16 protein-coding genes are annotated in these 17,950 nt (G+C 57.4%); 10 read left to right on the forward strand and 6 right to left on the reverse strand.

Going from position 1 to position 17,950, the window contains the following annotated elements:
• Window positions 1-17: 17 nt before the first annotated feature.
• The 5 genes from AC2FM5_RS06790 to AC2FM5_RS06810 all read right to left on the reverse strand — a co-directional run bounded on the left by AC2FM5_RS06790 (window position 18) and on the right by AC2FM5_RS06810 (window position 6,919).
• A complete protein-coding gene (locus AC2FM5_RS06790) occupies window positions 18-3,041 on the reverse strand; it encodes a sigma-70 family RNA polymerase sigma factor (protein WP_496734621.1) in 3,024 nt (1,007 codons plus the stop codon).
• The gene (locus AC2FM5_RS06795) at window positions 3,025-3,885 is read right to left on the reverse strand and encodes a BrxR family helix-turn-helix transcriptional regulator (RefSeq protein ID WP_496734623.1); all 861 of its coding nucleotides are present in this window, start codon (window positions 3,883-3,885) and stop codon (window positions 3,025-3,027) included. Before AC2FM5_RS06795 ends, AC2FM5_RS06790 begins: the two co-directional genes overlap by 17 nt.
• 87 nt (window positions 3,886-3,972) lie before the next feature.
• Window positions 3,973-5,283 (reverse strand): vWA domain-containing protein, encoded by a 1,311-nt coding sequence (locus AC2FM5_RS06800; protein WP_496734625.1) that lies wholly within the window; start codon window positions 5,281-5,283, stop codon window positions 3,973-3,975.
• Window positions 5,284-5,429: 146 nt separating this feature from the next.
• Window positions 5,430-6,122, reverse strand: coding sequence for a MerR family transcriptional regulator (locus tag AC2FM5_RS06805; RefSeq protein WP_496734642.1), 693 nt, complete (start codon window positions 6,120-6,122; stop codon window positions 5,430-5,432).
• A 131-nt stretch (window positions 6,123-6,253) separates the two neighbouring features.
• Window positions 6,254-6,919, reverse strand: coding sequence for a hypothetical protein (locus AC2FM5_RS06810; protein WP_496734627.1), 666 nt, complete (start codon window positions 6,917-6,919; stop codon window positions 6,254-6,256).
• 239 nt (window positions 6,920-7,158) lie between these two features.
• Here AC2FM5_RS06810 and AC2FM5_RS06815 point away from each other — a divergent pair, with 239 nt between their 5' ends.
• The 3 genes from AC2FM5_RS06815 (at window position 7,159) to terL (ending at window position 8,935) form a co-directional block, all read left to right on the forward strand.
• The gene (locus AC2FM5_RS06815) at window positions 7,159-7,485 is read left to right on the forward strand and encodes a hypothetical protein (protein WP_496734629.1); all 327 of its coding nucleotides are present in this window, start codon (window positions 7,159-7,161) and stop codon (window positions 7,483-7,485) included.
• A 9-nt stretch (window positions 7,486-7,494) separates the two neighbouring features.
• Complete coding sequence (locus AC2FM5_RS06820; RefSeq protein ID WP_496734631.1) at window positions 7,495-8,202, forward strand: IS6 family transposase; 708 nt, start codon at window positions 7,495-7,497, stop codon at window positions 8,200-8,202.
• A 76-nt stretch (window positions 8,203-8,278) separates the two neighbouring features.
• Complete coding sequence (gene terL, locus AC2FM5_RS06825) at window positions 8,279-8,935, forward strand: phage terminase large subunit (RefSeq protein WP_302477418.1); 657 nt, start codon at window positions 8,279-8,281, stop codon at window positions 8,933-8,935.
• 340 nt (window positions 8,936-9,275) lie between these two features.
• On the opposite strand, the gene AC2FM5_RS06830 is transcribed toward terL, so the two are convergent.
• Complete coding sequence (locus tag AC2FM5_RS06830) at window positions 9,276-10,346, reverse strand: helix-turn-helix domain-containing protein (RefSeq protein WP_170364437.1); 1,071 nt, start codon at window positions 10,344-10,346, stop codon at window positions 9,276-9,278.
• Window positions 10,347-10,510: 164 nt separating this feature from the next.
• Here AC2FM5_RS06830 and AC2FM5_RS06835 point away from each other — a divergent pair, with 164 nt between their 5' ends.
• From AC2FM5_RS06835 to AC2FM5_RS06865, 7 genes are all read left to right on the forward strand, one after another.
• Window positions 10,511-12,028, forward strand: coding sequence for a metal-dependent hydrolase family protein (locus AC2FM5_RS06835; RefSeq protein ID WP_496734634.1), 1,518 nt, complete (start codon window positions 10,511-10,513; stop codon window positions 12,026-12,028).
• A gap of 51 nt (window positions 12,029-12,079) precedes the next feature.
• On the forward strand, window positions 12,080-13,465 hold the full coding sequence (locus tag AC2FM5_RS06840) for a metal-dependent hydrolase family protein (RefSeq protein ID WP_170342821.1): 1,386 nt from the start codon (window positions 12,080-12,082) through the stop codon (window positions 13,463-13,465).
• A gap of 119 nt (window positions 13,466-13,584) precedes the next feature.
• The gene (locus tag AC2FM5_RS06845) at window positions 13,585-15,219 is read left to right on the forward strand and encodes an amidohydrolase family protein (RefSeq protein WP_170343541.1); all 1,635 of its coding nucleotides are present in this window, start codon (window positions 13,585-13,587) and stop codon (window positions 15,217-15,219) included.
• Window positions 15,220-15,359: 140 nt separating this feature from the next.
• Window positions 15,360-15,689 carry a hypothetical protein gene (locus AC2FM5_RS06850; protein ID WP_496734637.1) on the forward strand — a complete coding sequence of 110 codons (330 nt, stop codon included), beginning with the start codon at window positions 15,360-15,362 and terminating at the stop codon, window positions 15,687-15,689.
• A 78-nt stretch (window positions 15,690-15,767) separates the two neighbouring features.
• A complete protein-coding gene (locus AC2FM5_RS06855; protein WP_170342826.1) occupies window positions 15,768-16,133 on the forward strand; it encodes a DoxX family protein in 366 nt (121 codons plus the stop codon).
• The gene (locus AC2FM5_RS06860) at window positions 16,130-17,428 is read left to right on the forward strand and encodes a carbohydrate porin (protein WP_170364430.1); all 1,299 of its coding nucleotides are present in this window, start codon (window positions 16,130-16,132) and stop codon (window positions 17,426-17,428) included. The genes AC2FM5_RS06855 and AC2FM5_RS06860 overlap by 4 nt, the downstream gene beginning before the upstream one ends.
• Window positions 17,429-17,539: 111 nt before the next feature.
• Window positions 17,540-17,950 (forward strand): IS6 family transposase (locus AC2FM5_RS06865; protein ID WP_496734640.1); only part of this gene is annotated, 411 nt, incomplete at its 3' end.

A 17,950-nucleotide genomic window follows, 5' to 3' on the forward strand; every position in this document is an offset into this window, starting at 1 on the left:
CGTACGGGGGGGCATTTCTAACTGCCATCAGCTTTTCCTGGGCCGAACACTTCTTGCCAGCTATCAACACCCAACTCTCGGGCTATTTCGTCCGGATTTACGCTTGAGCTCCACATTTTCATGGCGCGATCAAAGAGATCATCAGAGCTTGGCCCTATGGATTGTGCGCCATTTTCACCTTTCCCGTGATTTCTGTTCGCCCCTAAACCAGAATCCTTTGGGAGTTCTTGAGTGTCTTGATGTCCAAATGAATTTGGCGCGAATGCGGCGCCTTTTGCCGAGTTGGCTCCATCACTTTTTTTTTGAGATGCCGCAGAGGGAAAAGAATTTTCCACCTTTCCTAATTCACGCCCCAATAGAATCTCAAGACGTCGCATGCGGCCCGGATGAGAAAGCCTGTCGAGGCCCTTTGCCTCGATCTGTCGAATGCGCTCGCGCGTCACTCCATAGATCTGACCGATCTCCTCAAGGGTCATGTCAGAATCGCGATTAATCCCAAAGCGCATCCGAATTATATCAGCCTCGCGCTCTGGCAGTTCGGCCAGGGCGTCTGCAATGATCAGTTCTGTTTCTGCCGCGTCGAAGGCGTTCGCGTCCTCTTGACCAGGGAATATCTCATCCCAGTCGTCGATGCTTTCTGGATACACAGCCTCGCGGGGAAACCCACGAAACTGAGACACCTCTTCAGTTGTCCATTCCAGTTCCGCTGCAAGATCCTTTTCGGAAACATAGCTGTCAGTCCTAACGTCGAGCTTATCCATGGCGAGATCTAACCTCGCAATTTTCTCCTTCCGATGAACAGGGATGCGGATCGTAGATCCCTCGTCAGCACGCCATCGCATGATCGCCTGCCGCATCCAGTAAGAGGCATAGACAACGAAGCGATAACCGCGCTCTGGATCAAAGCGCCGCGTGGATCGCTGTAGACCCATGAACGCCACCTGAAAGACGTCCTCAGGGTCTTCACCTTCCTCCACGCTCCGTGCAGCAAAGCGTCGTGCGTAAGGCAGGTGTTTGCGGACTAGTCGCTCGTTGGCGTCCTCAAAGAGCGAGATTTGGGTATTCAGCTCTTTGACATGCTCTGTGCTGGCAAGGTTTTGTTCAATCGAACTAACGAGCTCTTTTAGGAATCCCAGAGATAGATCGAGCGCCTCAAGCGCGTTAAGCGCTTGCCGTCGCCGTTTACCATCCATAACGCGTCCATTTTCTTGCCAAGACCTGAGGGATTCCGCAGCGGCCATGACTTCGGCCGTCTCGGTGTGGCCAGGGCGAGAGGGGATGATGGTCTTTAGCGATACAGAACTTGGGTTCCGGACGCCACTCTGGATGGTGTCGACGACATCAAGGATCGTTTGGACGGCGGCTTCGGAGGCGAGAATCCCCAACTGAAGCTCTTGCTTTGCCCGGACCATGGGCTCCAAGAGTTTCCGTTCATCGGACTTGTCCATGACGAAGCGTTGTGTTCCAGGCAGCCGCGTCGATCTCGTGAGAGCTGCCTCGATTGCTTCAGAAAGCTCATCCGCGGATATCTCCGTTCGGGAGTCCCAAAGCCCGTCATTATGCCTGAAGGCTAAATCTACCTCGTCGAAGCCGCCGACCTCAAGGTTGCGCTGGAGGTTGATGCGCAATTCCTCAAGATCACCATTGCCGTCGCATAGAGCGAGAAGGTTTTCGATGTCGCTGGATGAGTACCACCCCTTTTGCAAAATTTCCTTGGCCCATGAGGTGCAGTTCTCCGGATCGATTGACAGTCGCGTGCCGCTCTGAACCACCGCGGATTTGATTGATTGGCGCCCACGGTTACGTACCTTGAGAAAATCATGCTCGGTGCGATTATCCGAGCTTACGGCGGCGGCACCAATGCCTTCACCGGCAATCGATGCTGGTGAAAGGTCGAGATCCCAATCTCCGTGCTCATCCGTGGAAACTACAGGTGAGGGACTGACGAGCGCAACGAATGTCCCCGAAACCGCTTCGCGCTTGGACTCCCCGAAGAAATTCTCTGGCTCTTCCTCAGCTTCAAAAACAAGCAAGTCGTCAAGGTCATCTAGTTGGCTTGGTGCCGCATTAGATTGCTCAGTCTCCGCGCTGAGCGGTTCCGGTTGCGCTGCAATGGGCGGAGCAGCAACGGGCGGGTGTATTTCAGCTACCGTTTCGGAGCTGCTGTCGTCATCACCCTCTTTTTTCCACAGGCCGAGACGATGTGCTTTGCTCAGCACTGCATTGCGGCTGACCCCGCCCAACTCCCTTGCGATCTGGTTCGCACTTCGGCCTTCGGCCCACATTCTTTTCAGGAGGTCGACCCGCTCCTCTGGCCAAGACGACCTTGCGGACGGCTTTGGATTTTCTTCGTATTGGGTGAGCTCCGTGCGCTCACTGTTTGTTCCCCTCAACTCGTATATACCCAAACAATGAGTCTGGTTGAGTATTGCGCCGGGAGTGACGAGCCCGCCAAGTTTTTGAGCGATCTGGCCTGGTTCTGCGCCTAAGGACCACAGTCGTGTCAATTCCTCATTTCTTTCTGCGGTCCAATACTTTTCCTCAATTTGTTCATCAGCATGCTTCGAAGGCGCTTCCGGCGTTCTTTGCGGGATTGGCGAGAATCGATTTTCTGAAACATCGTTTCTAAGCGCGTTGCTGGTTTCGGGTCTTGGGGTGATGCCGCCTTCTTCAGGTTTTTCTTCGGTAGGCGATTCTGTAACAAGCGAAGACAGAAGCTGCGATGCTAACCCGTGACCCTCTGAAAATGCGACGTCAGCGGGGGTTTGCCGTTCATGGTTAAGTGTATTGGGGTCGGCCCCGGAACGGATGAAGAGATCGCATAGAGCAAGGTTTCCCGTCCGTGCTGCCAGATGGAGTGGGGTGTCTCCCTTCGGATCAGAAAAATGGAGGCGTGCAGACGCAGCGAAATCGGAAAGTCTATCGAGCTTACCTTCGGCAATCAGCCGGATCTCGTAAGGGGCAAGAACTTGGCTTTCGGGTGTGTAGTTAGGCGAGGCACGACCGCCCAGGACTCGAGACAATTTATCCAGTATTTTCATAAACGGCCTCCCTGTTGAGAAGCACGATTTGCTGATCCTGCGGCTTCCTTGCGCCAGGATCAGTATCAAGCCCAAGTCGTCTTAGCGCATAATAGAGCAGCGCACGCCGAACCTTGATTTTTGCCCTGCCACCGCGCATGCCGTAGTCGAGAGCGATGACCTTGGCTTGGTTCTCCGAAAGGGCGGGGTGTGGCCCGATCTCAAGCGTAACATGTTCTTGCCAATCCGCATCGGCCGCATCCGTGGCTCCGCTGGCCTCTACACCGCGCGTCTGGAGGATGCGCGAAAGCAGGAAATCCTTGAAGATCTCGTCAGTCTTACAGTAGGCCCGAGTGTGCCATCGAAATCCATCGAACCCGATGGCATGGGGCGCGATCCACCGCCAGCTCGGCTCTGGGCGCGAAAGGGACTGATACTTCACCTCGATCGCTTCAGAGCGGCGGATTGCACCGACAACAGATCGTAGTGTCACGGGGTTCACACCACGGGCCGGAGTGGGCGCGGCGTCATAGGCTGGTAGCTCGGCGATCCATGCGTCGTCGCTGTCCATGACGCCGTCAGCCAAAGACCGAAGCTGTGCGAGGTAGCGGCTTGCATCGGGTTTCAGGAACTGTGCAGCATATTCGGGGCCTCGGACATACGTCCGGGCGCTCTTATCGTAGACCATGTTGTCCGGAGCCAGACCGATATAGCGGTTCAGGTCGGCGGACGCTTGGTTCACCGACAGTCCAAACTGCTCCATCAAATCGCTCCGGTTCACATGCCCCTCCCAAAACAATCGGAACTCGATGAACTCGAGGCGCTGCGCGACTCCCCAACGAAGCTCCGATTTTTCGCTGCTCAACTCGCCCTCCCATCGCTCCATACGCACGAAAACTATGCGCGCACAATTATTGGCCTCACGCTACGATAGCCGCGAAATCCTGAGTGTTCAATCGGATTTCAGTCGTTTTCCGCGCTCAGATTTCCGACGAAGGTACGCAGGTTTACTGGCTTCCAGTCGGGGCTCATAGGAGGCAAATACTTCGGTTCGATCTGTCAAACGAGCGTTCAAGCGGCTTGCGCTGTACATTGCCTCTTTCGAAAACCGCGCACGTTCACGCCGCTTGGCATAGCGTTCTAGGGCATCAACATTGGAGCGAAGCCAAGGGTTTTCCTTTGCCATATCTCTTGCCTTGGCGATTACCTCGTCGACATGGTCCCATTCGCCGCGCTCTGCATGGCTGCGTGCAGTTGCTTGCAGTTCAGAGATCTGGAGCTCTGTTACTCGGGCCGAGACAGTCTTGTTTGCCGCGACCGCGGCGAATGCTGCATCGTCAAGTGCGGGCACGGCAAGCATGGGATGTTGCATGGAATGCAGCTGGCCGTCCTTGTCTGCGTATTCGAGCTCACAAGAAAGAAGTGGCGTGGAAGAGTTCAACATGTGCTTTGGAACGAAAACGCGGAATAGTGCCCAGACGTCGCCGCCCTCAGCCAGGTCAGGCAGCGCCCAGCCGGCTTTTCGCTGATGGAGCTTGTTGACGAGTTCAATCTCGACACCGTCTGCTGCAGTTGCCTTCAGGGTAAGTCGTGTGGCGAGCGTGTTCAGCATCAGGTCGAATTCCTCTCCAAAGGAATCAGAGAGGTCTACTGCACTTTCGCCGTAATAGGACTGGCCGAGCCCTGCTTTGGCCATAGCGACCATGAGCTCTTCGTTGAAATGATGACCAAGGCCGTAGGTCGATGTCGTTATCCCGGCTTCAGCCATTTTTGCGCATTGATTAACGATTGCCGCCACATCGGTAAGCCCGACATTCGCGTTTCCGTCTGAGAGCAGTAGAACCCGGTTGATTCCGTTGTTCTGCTGGTGCTTTGCGACCTGTTCAGCGGCAAGTAGCCAGCCGTCGTGCAAAGCTGTTGTCCCACCTTCGGTAATATCACGGATGCGATCCTGGATCGCACGCCGATCAGTTACCAGAGACGAGGGCACAACAACCTCCGCGTCATTGTCATAAGTGATGATCGCAACGCGATCGGTGGGGGACATGCGCTCGATCATCGCGATCGCACATTTTTTAGCTTCAGTAAGGGGTGGTCCACTCATGGAACCGGATCGATCAATGGCAATCGCGACGTTGAGTGGCTTGCGGTTGTCCGACTGCCTAGGCTCTGCTTCAGCCGACGCGCGAAACAGAACATGAGTTTCGTTGTCAAAGCCATGCAGAACGGCCGGTTTGAGTGGGATGAGCTCGAGGTTGATCATGTCGTATTCCTTTTCGCTGGCTAGTCGTTGGCAAAGGGCCTCCAGCACGGTGACATCGTCATCGCGTTGAAATTGTGCCGAGGCTTTCAGTTCGTGGTTAGTACGGGTGCCGCTAGAGCGCCCGTTTGCGCTGGGTGAGCATCACATCAGTACCTCCCCCCGATATTTGTCCGGTCCAGAAGGGCAGCCTTGACGGCTTCGCCTATTTCTTCGATGTCGTCGCGCGTTAGGTCGTTCAACCGATCCTGGTCGATCAAAAGGACGATCCAGGATGCAAGTTGGAAAGCCGTCATATCTTGGCGGATAACACTAAAGAGGCTCTCGTCGAATTCCTTCAGTGCATGCCTGTACTTATCGGTTTTCTTGAAATCGCGCAGGCGAGCGCGGTTCTGCAGGTCGCGACGCGAACGCGCGGAAAACAGGTCGGGGTCTGGAGCAGACATCATGGCGCGCGGTGCCACGTCATGCATTGCTTCTTCCCGCATGACTGGCTCTCGAAACGACCGGATCAAGTCGAGGGCTTCGGTTGTCTGATCTTGGCCTGGAATGAGGGCGCGTATCTCCTCGAAGGAGGATCGTGAAAAATCGTCCGCAATCTTGCTTAGCGGCCACCCATCAGAAACAAGCCGCCGGCAGGCCAGGAACTCCACCAAGTGACGGAAGTCATAGCGCGCTTCTTTGCCGACCCGTTCTGGCTTAGACATGATGCCGCGCGCAACGTAGTCACGGATGAGGCGCGGGTTTGGGCGTGGTTCCGTCCCTGCCTCATCCACTTCTGCCGTGTATTTCGCGGCCAGAGCAGCAAGATCATCGATTGATCCTTGCCATTGTTCATCCATGTCGTCCAAGTGCATTCACCTACTAAGATGTTAATGACATGGATTGATGTAATGAAGCTGCGATATAATGTCAATGACATCAGTGAATGAATTTGTGATGGTCGACTGAACTTGGCCGTCCGGTGATTGCCTCAAAGGACGACGGGGTAGAAGGGTTTGCCCCAATCTTCATTGGGATTCTCCATCATAATGTCGACGAATGCAGGCATAAGAAACCCAAGGATTTCAGCGCCGTCTTGAACCTGAGACCGGTTGACACTGCTGTTCCAGGTTGAGCCACCGTGAACAAGTTGGTTGCGTAGGACGTAGAGGCGATCAAACACAAAACTCAGGACCCTCGCAGTGTCTCCAGCCTGAAAAGCCTGTGCGAAGGATCTTGCGGAGGCTTTGAATCTGTCCTCCCAATCGTCGAATCCATCGATCCCGTTGTGGTGCTGCCAAAACGGATTGAACACATAACGGTTTTCCATGAGCATCCGTACTGGACCTGAAAACCGCTGCCAAAGCGCCTGGTAGATCCGCCTATCCTTGTCGAGTTGGTCTAGCTTTCCAAAAAAATCCACGAAAGCTGCACGTTCTCCCGGTGCTATCGACTGAAATTCTTGTTCGTCTGCATAGGCCGCGTTGAAAGCAATCCAAAGAAATATGAAGCGCGCGTCATCATCATCGACGCAGGCTTCACCACGCCCGATCCAACTGATCGCGCGATGGACGCGTAATCCCATGGTTTCAGGGAAGCCATCGCGAATGGCACGTTGTTTGGTTTTTAATGCGGCGTGGTCGATGGCTTTTGTCATTGGCGAGCCCGGCTCCCGAGATTTCTTTGATTTAACAATGCTATTCCCCATAATGTGAGCTGTCGACGAGACAATTTCGGGGGCAAAGGGTTCACAGGCAGGTGGGGAAGTTCAAAAGCCATTTATTGTTTTCAGCGTCGGATTTGATGCGTTTTACGGGCTGCGCACACGCAACGGCTCTTGATCTCATGTATTTGCGCGGCGAGGGACCTGAGCCTGGCGAGGATACTGAGGATGCCATGCTTCTTCAAAAGCAGGGCGACGCGCATGAGATGGCGCATCTCGACAGCCTTAAGGAGTCTGGACGAACCGTGACGGAAATCGAGCGTGGTGAGCTTGGCGAAAACGCCGAGGCCACGCGCGCGGCGCTTGCCGCTGGTCCGGATGTTGTGTTTCAGGGCGCGTTTCTGTCTGGGAATTGGGGCGGCTGGTCCGACTTCCTGGAACGTGTCGAGACGCCATCCAAACTTGGACCGTTCAGCTATGAAGTGGCAGATACCAAACTGAAACGTCGGGCTGGTCTTGTCAGAAGAACTTTGCTTGAGGCGGGCAGGGTGGTTGGGTAGCTTTTGCCCATGACCAGACCCGCGTCTTACAAATACTTTAAAACCAGTCCCGAGATCATCCGCCTTGCGGTGATGCTGTACATCCGATTTCCGCTCTCGCTTCGGAATGTCGAAGATCTCCTGCATGAGCGAGGCATCGACGTGAGCCATGAAAGCGTCCGCTACTGGTGGAACAGATTTGGCCCGATGTTTGCCGCTGAGATCAGGCGGAAGCGGGTGCAGCAACTTCGTTCATACTCGAAATGGAAGTGGCACGTCGACGAGGTCTTTGTGAAAGTGAATGGCAAGCGGCATTATCTTTGGCGGGCCGTTGATCACGAAGGCGAGGTGCTGGAAGTCGTTGTCACGAAACGCCGAAACAAGGCCGCAGCACTGAAATTCCTCCGGAAATTGATGAAGCGGCACGGTTGCGCCGAAGAGATCGTCACAGATCGCTTCGCCTCCTACAAGGCGGCACTCAGAAAAGTGGGCGCGCTCGAAAAACAACAGACGGGCAGGTGGCTCAACAACCGCGCCGAGAATTCGCACCTGCCGTTTCGACGACGCGAACGCGCGAGGCAGCGTTTCAGGCGCATGCGAAGTCTACAGAAATTCGCCTCCGTCCATTCTTCCGTCTACAACCACTTCAACCGGGAAAGATCGCTAGTCAGTCGAGATACCTTCAAGCTGACCCGCGCCGCCGCTCTTAGCGAGTGGCGTCAGCTTTGTTCCGGATAGGTTCGCGGTTTCCGCAGCAAACTGAGACTGGTTCGAATTAGTCTGACAGCACCCGCTGGATACCAAGCGTCGCGAAATGGGCGCGGCCGTGTTCAATTGCCAGTATCAGCAGAACCCCATTGCTCCCGACGGGTCGCCCTTGCGCTGGGAGTGGTTTGGCACCTACGAGACCATCGAAGATCGCCGCTGGTTCCAACTGGTGGTTCAGAGCTGGGATACGGGCATGTCGGCAGACCCCCGGTCTGATTTCTCTGTCTGTACAACCTGGGGGTTCCGCGAAAATGCGTGGCATCTTATCGACGTCTGGCGCGGGCAGGTAGACTACCCAGACCTGAAAGCCAAGGCACTGCAACTTGTCGGCCGTTGGGATCCCGATCGTGTCCTGATCGAAGATGCGGCCTCCGGCAAACCTCTTTTGGACGAATTGTTTCGTGATGACCGTCGGCGCTACGAACGCATTAAACCCGACAAGGACAAGGAAACCCGGTTCCAGTCCGCTTGCGGTCCTGTCGAAGAGGGCAAGGTTTATCTGCCTGCAGATGCACCCTGGCTGCCGGTATTCAAACGGGAGCTTCAGTCCTTTCCACGCGGACGCAACGACGATCAGGTCGACAGCTTTGCCCACTTTCTGAACTGGTCCAAGGGACCGGGCTTCTACCGGGCATTGGGCCGCGACCACCGGATCAACATCGAACGTCGGGAGCGTAATCGAGAGAGGGTCAGGCGACGGTAGGATCTCGGAGTTGAGCTTGAAAACTCGTTGAATAGTACTGGGAGGGCCGATGTCGGACCAATCCTGAGAGCGGCCCCAATGACCGCTCGCAACCACAAACCGGTCTAATCGCTAATGCCGTCGGATGACGGCTTTGAGCCCAGAATACCCACTGGCACGTTCCGCAGAAACTGCCGCGATGGGCGGCAAGCGGGAGTTCGCTGCGGATAGCATGGAGGTCTCCTTTCCCATCGATTGCTCCCCGCGAAGGGCTCGCCGGTTCATGCATCTCTTCGGCATTGCCATTGGCGACCGAGGTTCCAAGAGATTGCGGTAGTCGAGAAGTCGCAGCGGGGTCAGGCTAATCTGCAGGCGCTCCGGCAATTTGGGCCTCTTGTGCCTCCTTATTGCGCCAATCTTTCGGGGATATGCCGAAGTTCCGCGTGAAGGCTCGGGTGAGTGCCGATGTTTCGGACAAGCCGACCAATTGGGCGATCTCCTTGATCGAATGATCAGATGTGGTGAGCAGTTCGGAGGCCTTTTCCATCCGCAGCCGGTTGATCACCTTGGACGCCGTTGTTCCGTAGGAGGACAAGCGCTTGTTCAGCACCTTGGTGGTGATGCTGCACATCCGGGCGGCCTCGCTCACCGTCAGCGCCGGATCGGACAGCCTTGATCGCACGAGAATTTCGAAGCCTTCGAGGTAGTCCAGGGGCACATCGACCTGAACCGGTTCTTCGATATCATTGTCGTGGTTCACGAGGAGTTCGGGGTTGATTGGAAGCGACAGCCAGGCCGCCGGAAAGCGGATGGAGAATCCCCTGTTGTTGCACTTGATGCCCCGCACGCCATGAAACTGCTCCGGCAACAGGGTCGGATCGCAGAGGCGCAGAACAACCTGGGTTGGATCCCATCGGAAATCGAGAACACGGTGCAGCAGGGAGATCCAGATCCCGACGAGAAAGGCGTCCGAATGGCCCGGCGACACCTCGGGTTCGAAATTGCGACTGGTGGTGAAGTAGGCGTGTTCCTCCTCGATCAGGAGCCGGAAGGACACCGCGTTGCTTTCCTTCGAGACGATCTGGGTGAACCGGGTGAAGAAATCGCCAAGGGTCACCGACTGGCCGAGGAGCGCCCCACGCGGCAGGAACTTCAACAGGTCTGTCTGTTGTCCCGCCAAGGCGCAGATATCCGGCCGGGTTATGTCGGCGATGGAGGCCAGCGCCGCATAGACCGTGTCATGCGGGATGAACTCGGCCGGGTTCAGGACCTGTTCCTCGCTCAATCCATGCAGCCCGAGCGCAAAGGCCGGATCCGCATCGAGCCGCCGCATCATCGCTACGACGGGGCCGAGGACCGTAGCACGTACGAGGGACAAACCGTCCTTTTGTTCTCCTTGCGGCATCCACATCACCCTTTCGCTCTCCGACACGCTACGGGCGCGGGCGCCTGACGGCCAAGCAGAAATTGGCTGAAATTGACCGGATCGGGTCAGAAAAATGCACCACGGGATCAGCGGGTCAAAAGAATCTCGGGGCACATGTGCATAGTGGGAGGATCGGTCCGCAGGAAGACCGACCCCTGGGAGGACACCGAATGACAGCACTCAACCTGAAGGCGTTGCTGCCGGCCATGTCAATGGCAATTGCGCTCACGACGCCTGCCATTGCGCAGGATATCCCCAACATTCCCTCGGAGGTCACGCTGTTCAAGAACGTGATGGTCTTCGACGGGGTGAATGACGGCTTGAAAGATGTCGACGTGCTCGTCGTCAAGAACAAGATTCACAAGATTGCAGAGGACATTCCCGAATCCGGCACGTGGGAAGTCGAAGTTCGAACGGGCGGAAGCAAGCGCCTGCCCGATCCTGTTGGCGGTATCGACGGCTATTCTTTCACCATCCAGACCGAACGCGGTATCGAGACCAAAGAGGTCGAGGTCAATGTGATCGACGGCGGCGGACGCACCTTGATGCCGGGACTGATCGACAGCCATGTGCATGTGAATATGTACAAGGATGGCACGATCCCGGGCCTTCAGGACACGACATGGGAGGAGATCGGCGCACGTTCTGCGGCCTTTGCGCAGGAAATGCTGGCGATGGGCTTCACAACCGTGCGCGACATGTGCGGTGCACATGGTGGACTTCGTGCGGTAATCGACGAGGGTTCGCTTCCGGGCCCGCGGATATACTCGTCCGGCGCCTGCCTCAGCCAGACCGGTGGTCATGGCGACTGGGGGATCGCCGGGCAACGCAAGAACGAAAGCAATCTTGAACGGCTGGAGATCACGCGGCTTGTCGACGGCCCTGCCGAAGTGCTCCACGGCGCGCGGCGGAACTTTGCGCTTGGGGCCAACTACCTCAAGATCATGGTCAGTGGTGGTGTGACCTCCATCAAGGACCCGATCTACCAGTCCGCCTTTACAGACGAAGAAATCGCCGCTGCCGTCGAGGTGGCCGGGGACATGGATTCCTATGTCGCCATGCATGTCTTCATGGATAGCGACCTGTCGCGCGCGCTCGATCTCGGGGTCAAAGTGGTGGATCACGGCCTGACCATAACGGAACCGACGATGCAGAAGCTGGTAGAGAAGGAAGCGTTCTTCTCGCCCAACCTGACCGCGTTGGCGCCCGAGGCGCTTGAGCATCCGATGCACCAGGACCCGACCTTCCCGCCGACGGCGAAGTTCCTCTGGTTGCGGAAAAACAGCGAGCAGTTGTTTGATCTGGTGCGGAAGTACAAGCCGAAGATGGTGTTCGATTCCGACTACGTGCTGCTGACCGGTGTGCCGTACCGGCAGTCGATGGACTTCACCAAGGCTTTCATGGCGCGTGAGTTCGGCAACCTCTGGGCCTTGCAGATGATGACCTCGAATGGCGGCGAACTGGCCGCACTGACGGGACGCGGAAACCCCTATCCCGAAGGCAAGCTCGGCGTGATCGAGGAAGGTGCCTATGCCGATATCCTCATCGTTGACGGAAACCCGCTCGAAGACATCACTGCCATCGGCGCTGTCGATACATGGTTCGATGCCGAGCCACGCGGGCAGGACGTGCCGAGCATTCGCGTCATCATGAAGGACGGCAAGTTCTACAAGAACACGTTGAACTGAACTTTCGGCGGGGCGCTGGCCCCGCCGTCAACATTGCGGAAGGGCAAACTTATGAAGCATCTTTTCAAGTCCACATTACTGGCGGGCGTGGTGTCGCTCGCTGCCGGCATGTCCTCTGCGCAGGACGAAGCGCTGCCGCAGACCCTGTTCACCAATGTCCATGTTTTTGACGGCGTGAACGAGGCGCGGATCGAAAACGCCAGCGTTCTGGTCGAAGGCAACCTGATCAAGGAAATTTCGACGGACGGGATCGAAGCGCCCAACGCAACCATGATTGACGGCGGCGGGCGCACGCTCATGCCGGGGATGCATGACCAGCACGTGCATTTGCTGGTGTTCAACCCGCTCAGTGACGGGTTGCGCCAGAACATCACGCCCTTCCATCTTGGTGGCGTTGCAACGATCCGGTCCGAGCGCATCCTGATGAACGGGTTCACGACGGTTCGTGACCTCGGCGGACCGGCAAAGTCCATCGCGCGGATCATCGATACCGGTATGTTCCCCGGCCCGAGGATCTATTCCTCGGAGGCCTTCATCACGCAGACATCGGGCCATGCCGATTTCCGCAAGCTGAACGACCGGCATCCAACCCTGTCGGGGCAAGGCCCATCGCATTGGGTCGACACGGACATGAGCTTCATCGCGGATGGCCCGGAGCAGATCCGCATGGCGGTGCGCGAGAACCTGCGGCGCGGGGCAACCCAGATCAAGGTCATGGTCAGCGGTGGGGTCACGTCCGAGTTCGACCCGCTGCATTCGCTTCAGTACCAGGCGGACGAGATCCAGATGGCGGTCAAGACCGCCGAGCAATGGGGCACCTACGTCACCTGCCACGTGTTCACCGAGCAGGCGATCCGCAACTGTATCGACAACGGTGCAAAGACCGTTGAGCACATCCCGTTCCTGACCAAGGAGGCCGCCGAGATCATGGTCGAAAAGCAGATCATGTTCGCGACGGCGGTAGCCCCGGTCTACTCGGTGACGACCGAACAGGCGGAAGCCTTCTACACGCCAGCCTCGTTCGCCAAATGGAAGAGTGTCCGTGACGCCGCCGCCAACATGATCGAGGTGATCCAGACGACACCGGGCATGATCGACCTCTACACTCTGGGCACCGATCTCATCAACAACTGGGACCAGACGCTTGAGCAGGACAAGAAGATGAACGACGAGTTCAAATACCTGCACGAGGCCAAGTTCAAACCCTTCGACATTCTGCGCATGGCCACATCGAACGGCGCCCGCATGAACCGGCTTACGGGCTTGAACAATCCGTATCAAGACGGCCCGCTCGGCGTGGTCGAGGAAGGCGCTTACGCGGATCTCCTGCTGGTCGATGGCAACCCGCTCGAAGACATCCTTCTTCTGGCCGATCCTGATCCCAACCTGAAGGTCATCATGAAGGACGGCGTGATCTACAAGAACACGCTGGACTGAGGAGAGCGCGGGGCGGTCTCCCTCGTCCGCCCCGCGTTTTTTTACCCGACGCAATCATCCCGGAAGGACTGACCGTGAAACACCTCACTCTTGCCACTCTCATGGCCCTCTGCAGTTCGATGGCGGTTGCTCAGGAGTGCGACGTCGCGCTTCTCAACGGCCGCGTCATGGACCCGGAAACCAATCTTGATGCCGTGCGCAATGTCTGCGTGACCGGCGACAGGATCACCGCGATCACCGAAGATGCCTTGACGGGCAAGCGCGAGATCGACGTTTCCGGGCATGTAGTCGCGCCGGGATTCATCAACACCCATTCGCATTCCTTTGGCGGCTTCGATCAGAAGATGATGGCCCATGATGGCACGACGACGATCCTCGATACCGAGAGCGGCGTGGCGGATGCCGACCTGTTCTACGACAAGTACGAGGGCAATTCCTTTCTCAACTTCGGTTCCGGGATGGGGCACGAGGAGATCCGGCGTGTCGTGATGGATGGGGTTTCAGTCGAGCTGGCATCCGATCCGACCTACATCCTCAAGTCACGCGGTGCAGCCGAGGAAGAAGACGGACATGCCAGCTGGGCGCTGGATATTCCGACTGCGGATCAGCTCGTCGAAGTCATGACCATGTATGAAAAGGGTCTTCGCGCCGGGGCGATCACCGTCAACACGACGGTGGGATACATGGGATACAACACCTATCCGAAGGAGATTTTCGCGCTTCAGAAAATGGCGAAGAAGTATGACCGCTTCTTTGGCGCCCATACCCGTTTCGGTCCGACCGAGAGCCTGCCGCTCTACTATTCCCTGGGCGCAAACGAGGTGATCGCAAACGCCGTTGCGCTCGACGGGGCCCTGATCCTTTCCCACATCCAGAACCAGGGGTGGGAAGAAATCTACGAGCTTGCGCGCCGCCTGCAAATGCGCGGAATGACCATCTTCGCGGAATACTACCCGGCCATCACCGGCAATCCGAACATCGCGACACCGCAACTGCTGCCGGACAAGATCGAGGCGAACAATATCGTTCCGACCCGCGATATCTTCGATACCAGCACCGGCGAACTCTACGAGTCCGACGAGGAGTTCTTCCGGCAGCAGAAGGAGGATCCGAGCAAGCCGATTTTCATCACAGTCCGCCCCGAAGCAGACCTGGAGCGCTGGATCCACATGAAGGATATTGCGATCGCCAACGACATCGTCGGCTTCACCGTCGATGGCGAACCGCTGCCGATCGAGGCCGATTTCACGGAGTACGGGGGGCACCCGCGCAATGCCGGCACCTATGGCATCGTGTTCCGCGAGGCCCGTGAACAGGGCATCGCGCTGATGGAGATGGTGAACAACGCCTCCTACATTCCCGCGAAGTACTTTTCCAAGGTGGGCCTGAAGGCGATGCAGGAACGCGGCCGGATGCAGGAAGGCATGATCGCGGATATCACGATCTTCGACCCCGACACGATCACCGAAACATCATCGATGAAGAAGGGCATGAACGGCTCCTTCACCAAGGGAATCCCCTACGTTCTGGTGAGCGGGCAGGTCATTATCGACGACGGTGTCGCTAATATCGACCTGCGGCCCGGGCAGCCGATCCGTTACCCGGTCATCGAAGGGGGCGAGATCGATCTGGACCTCGGGGACAAGGAATTCACCTGGCACGCCGACATCGAAACGCCAGAGGATGAGCATTCCGAGTTCCCGCTCCGCCCTGCCGAGCTGGAACACTCCATTCCCGGAGCTCCGGGGCATTGAACCCACAAGAACGGTCAGGGCAGCCATGCTGTACTGACCACAACATCGAAGCAATTCCGGGTGGCAAGATGAACAGGATCCTTCTTTCGACAGCCCTTTGCGTCTCTGCGACAGTTGCAGCGGCGCAGGACACAAAAGACATGCGCACCTTCCTGTTTATCGGCGCATCCAACAGCGCCGCCTGGGAGATGCAGATCGCCAATCCCGGGGACCGCGCGGCCTCGGTGAAGGGTGGGATCGAGGCGCTCGGCGGCGAGCTTTTGAGCTACTATTGGGGGCTTGGGAACGGGAAGAACTACATCACCGTCGCCCTGCCGGACGACCCCACCTTCATCCAGGCCTTCTATGTCAGCCGTCTCGGTGACGGGTTGCTGGAGGATTACCAGATGATCGAGTTGATGAGCAGCGCCAACATGGCCGAAGCCCTCGCCCGTGTGCCGGAGATCAAGGCGCAGGACGATCTCAAGTAACCGGACTGCACACTCGGGACGATCCAGAAGGGAACATCAAATGAACTTCAGCCCTGTGTGTGTCGGCGGAGTCGTATTATGCAAATAGTTGCCATTGGCCTGCTGTCCGCCTTCTTTCTCTTCGCCAGTTCGATCAAGATCCTTGGCTGGCAGAAGCTCATCTTCGAAACGCAACTGGCGATGTTCGTCAAATACGGGCTGAACCGTCAGATCATGGCGCTTGTCGGTGGTGTCGAGCTTTTCGGGGCGGTGGCGATCTGGTTTCAAGGCAGCTTGCTCGGGCCGCTCGGGGCCGCTGCCCTTCTGGGCACGTCGCTTGGCGCAATCGGTTGTCATCTGATCTGGGACACTTGGAAAGACGGTGTGCCTGCCATGATCACGGCTACGCTTTCGGCCTTCGTCCTCTGGACGGGCCGGGATGTCGTACTGGCGATACTTGCATGAGCGGGCCGAAGAAGAATCAAGAGCAACAAGAGAGACCTCATATGGGACAGGCAAGGCTTCTCGGTACGGTCATCGTCGCTGGCTTCTGGTTATCAACCGGAGCCTTGGCGCAGGAAAGCCGGCCAACGTCCGCCCTGGAGGCCGCCGCAGCGGTCTCGCTCGGTGGCCCGGCATCCACGCAGGCCCAACTGGAACAAGACCGAGTGCGGCGGTTGCAGGACTCTCGCTGGCCGGGGCTGGATGCGGCATTGGACCCCTTGGAGGCATCGCGGCAACGCTTTGCCGAACGCACCGGCCTGAACCTCTCCTTCGACTACCAGGCCTATTACCAGTCCGCGACCGAGAGCCTGACCGATATCGACGAGGCCGCCTTGGGCCAGGCGCGCATTCTGGGCCAGTGGACGCTGCTCAATCGCGGCGGCGAAAATCCCGGGCAATTGGTCTTCACATTGGAGAACCGCCATCTGCTCGGCACGGACATCGCGCCAAGCGGGCTTGCCGGGGAAATCGGCTATGCGGGCGTCACCGCAACGACATTCAGTGACACCGACACGACCCTCTCCGTCGCCTACTGGTCCCAGACGCTCGCTGGCGGGAAGGCCGGTTTCGTGGCCGGCCGGATCGATCCGGGAGACTACTCGGACATCCTCGGCTACGTGAACCCACGCACGACTTTCTCCAATTTCTCGATCCTGTTCAGCCCGGTCCTGCCGATCCCCGATCCCGGCTTCGGCATTGCGGGGGGCGGTTTCCTGACCGACCAGATCTATGCCCTCGGTGTCCTGTCGGATGCAAACGGCTCGCTGACCGATGTCGAGTGGTTTCCCGGTGGCCCCGAGTTCTACAAATACGCCGAGATCGGATGGACGCCCGAACGCTCGAAGCGCTTTCTAACCAACGTTCACCTCGGGGTATTTCACGTCGATGAACGCACCGAGGCAGGCGTGCCGGAGAGCTACGGGGCGATCCTGTCTGCCAACCACACGATCAACGAGGAATTCATGATCTACGGACGCCTCGGCTGGTCGGAGGGTGAGGCGCCGATCGCCCGACGCGCAGCCAACGCTGGACTTCTATGGCGGCCGGGCCTCTATGACGACCTCTTTGGGTTTGGCGCGACCGTTGCGGACCCGGTAGATGAAACGCTCGACACCCAGACCACAATGGAGGCCTTCTATCGGTTGGACCTGTCGGACAATGTCGCCCTGACGGCGGACGTCCAGCACATGATCAACCCGGGCTTCAACGATCAGGACACGACCGTTTTCGGCTTGAGGCTGCGGATCAATCTTTGACCTGAGTAGCGGCGGATAGAATGCCGTCTGGTTGGGAGTGTCGTGCCTGCGCCGGGTCTTGTCAGAAGAACTTGTCTTGAGGCAGGCAGGACGGTTGCGTAGCTTTTGCCCATGACCAAACCTGCCTCTTTCAAGTACTTCAAAACCAGTCCCGAGGTCATCCGCCTTGCGGTGATGCTGTACATCCGTTTCCCGCTCTCGCTTCGAAATGTCGAAGATCTGTTGCACGAGCGAGGCATCGACGTGAGCCACGAAACCGTCCGATATTGGTGGAACAGATTTGGTCCAATGTTTGCAGCTGAGATCCGACGGAAGCGTGTGCAGCAGCTGCGCGCGTTCTCGAAATGGAAGTGGCACGTGGACGAGGTTTTCGTAAAGGTGAATGGCAAGCGACATTATCTGTGGCGTGCAGTAGATCACGAAGGTGAAGTGCTGGAAGCAGTTGTCACCAAGCGCCGAAACAAGGCTGCAGCACTAAAATTCCTCAGGAAATTGATGAAACGGCACGGTTGCGCCAAGGAG

It is taken from the genome of Ruegeria sp. BHSA162 (assembly GCF_059613385.1).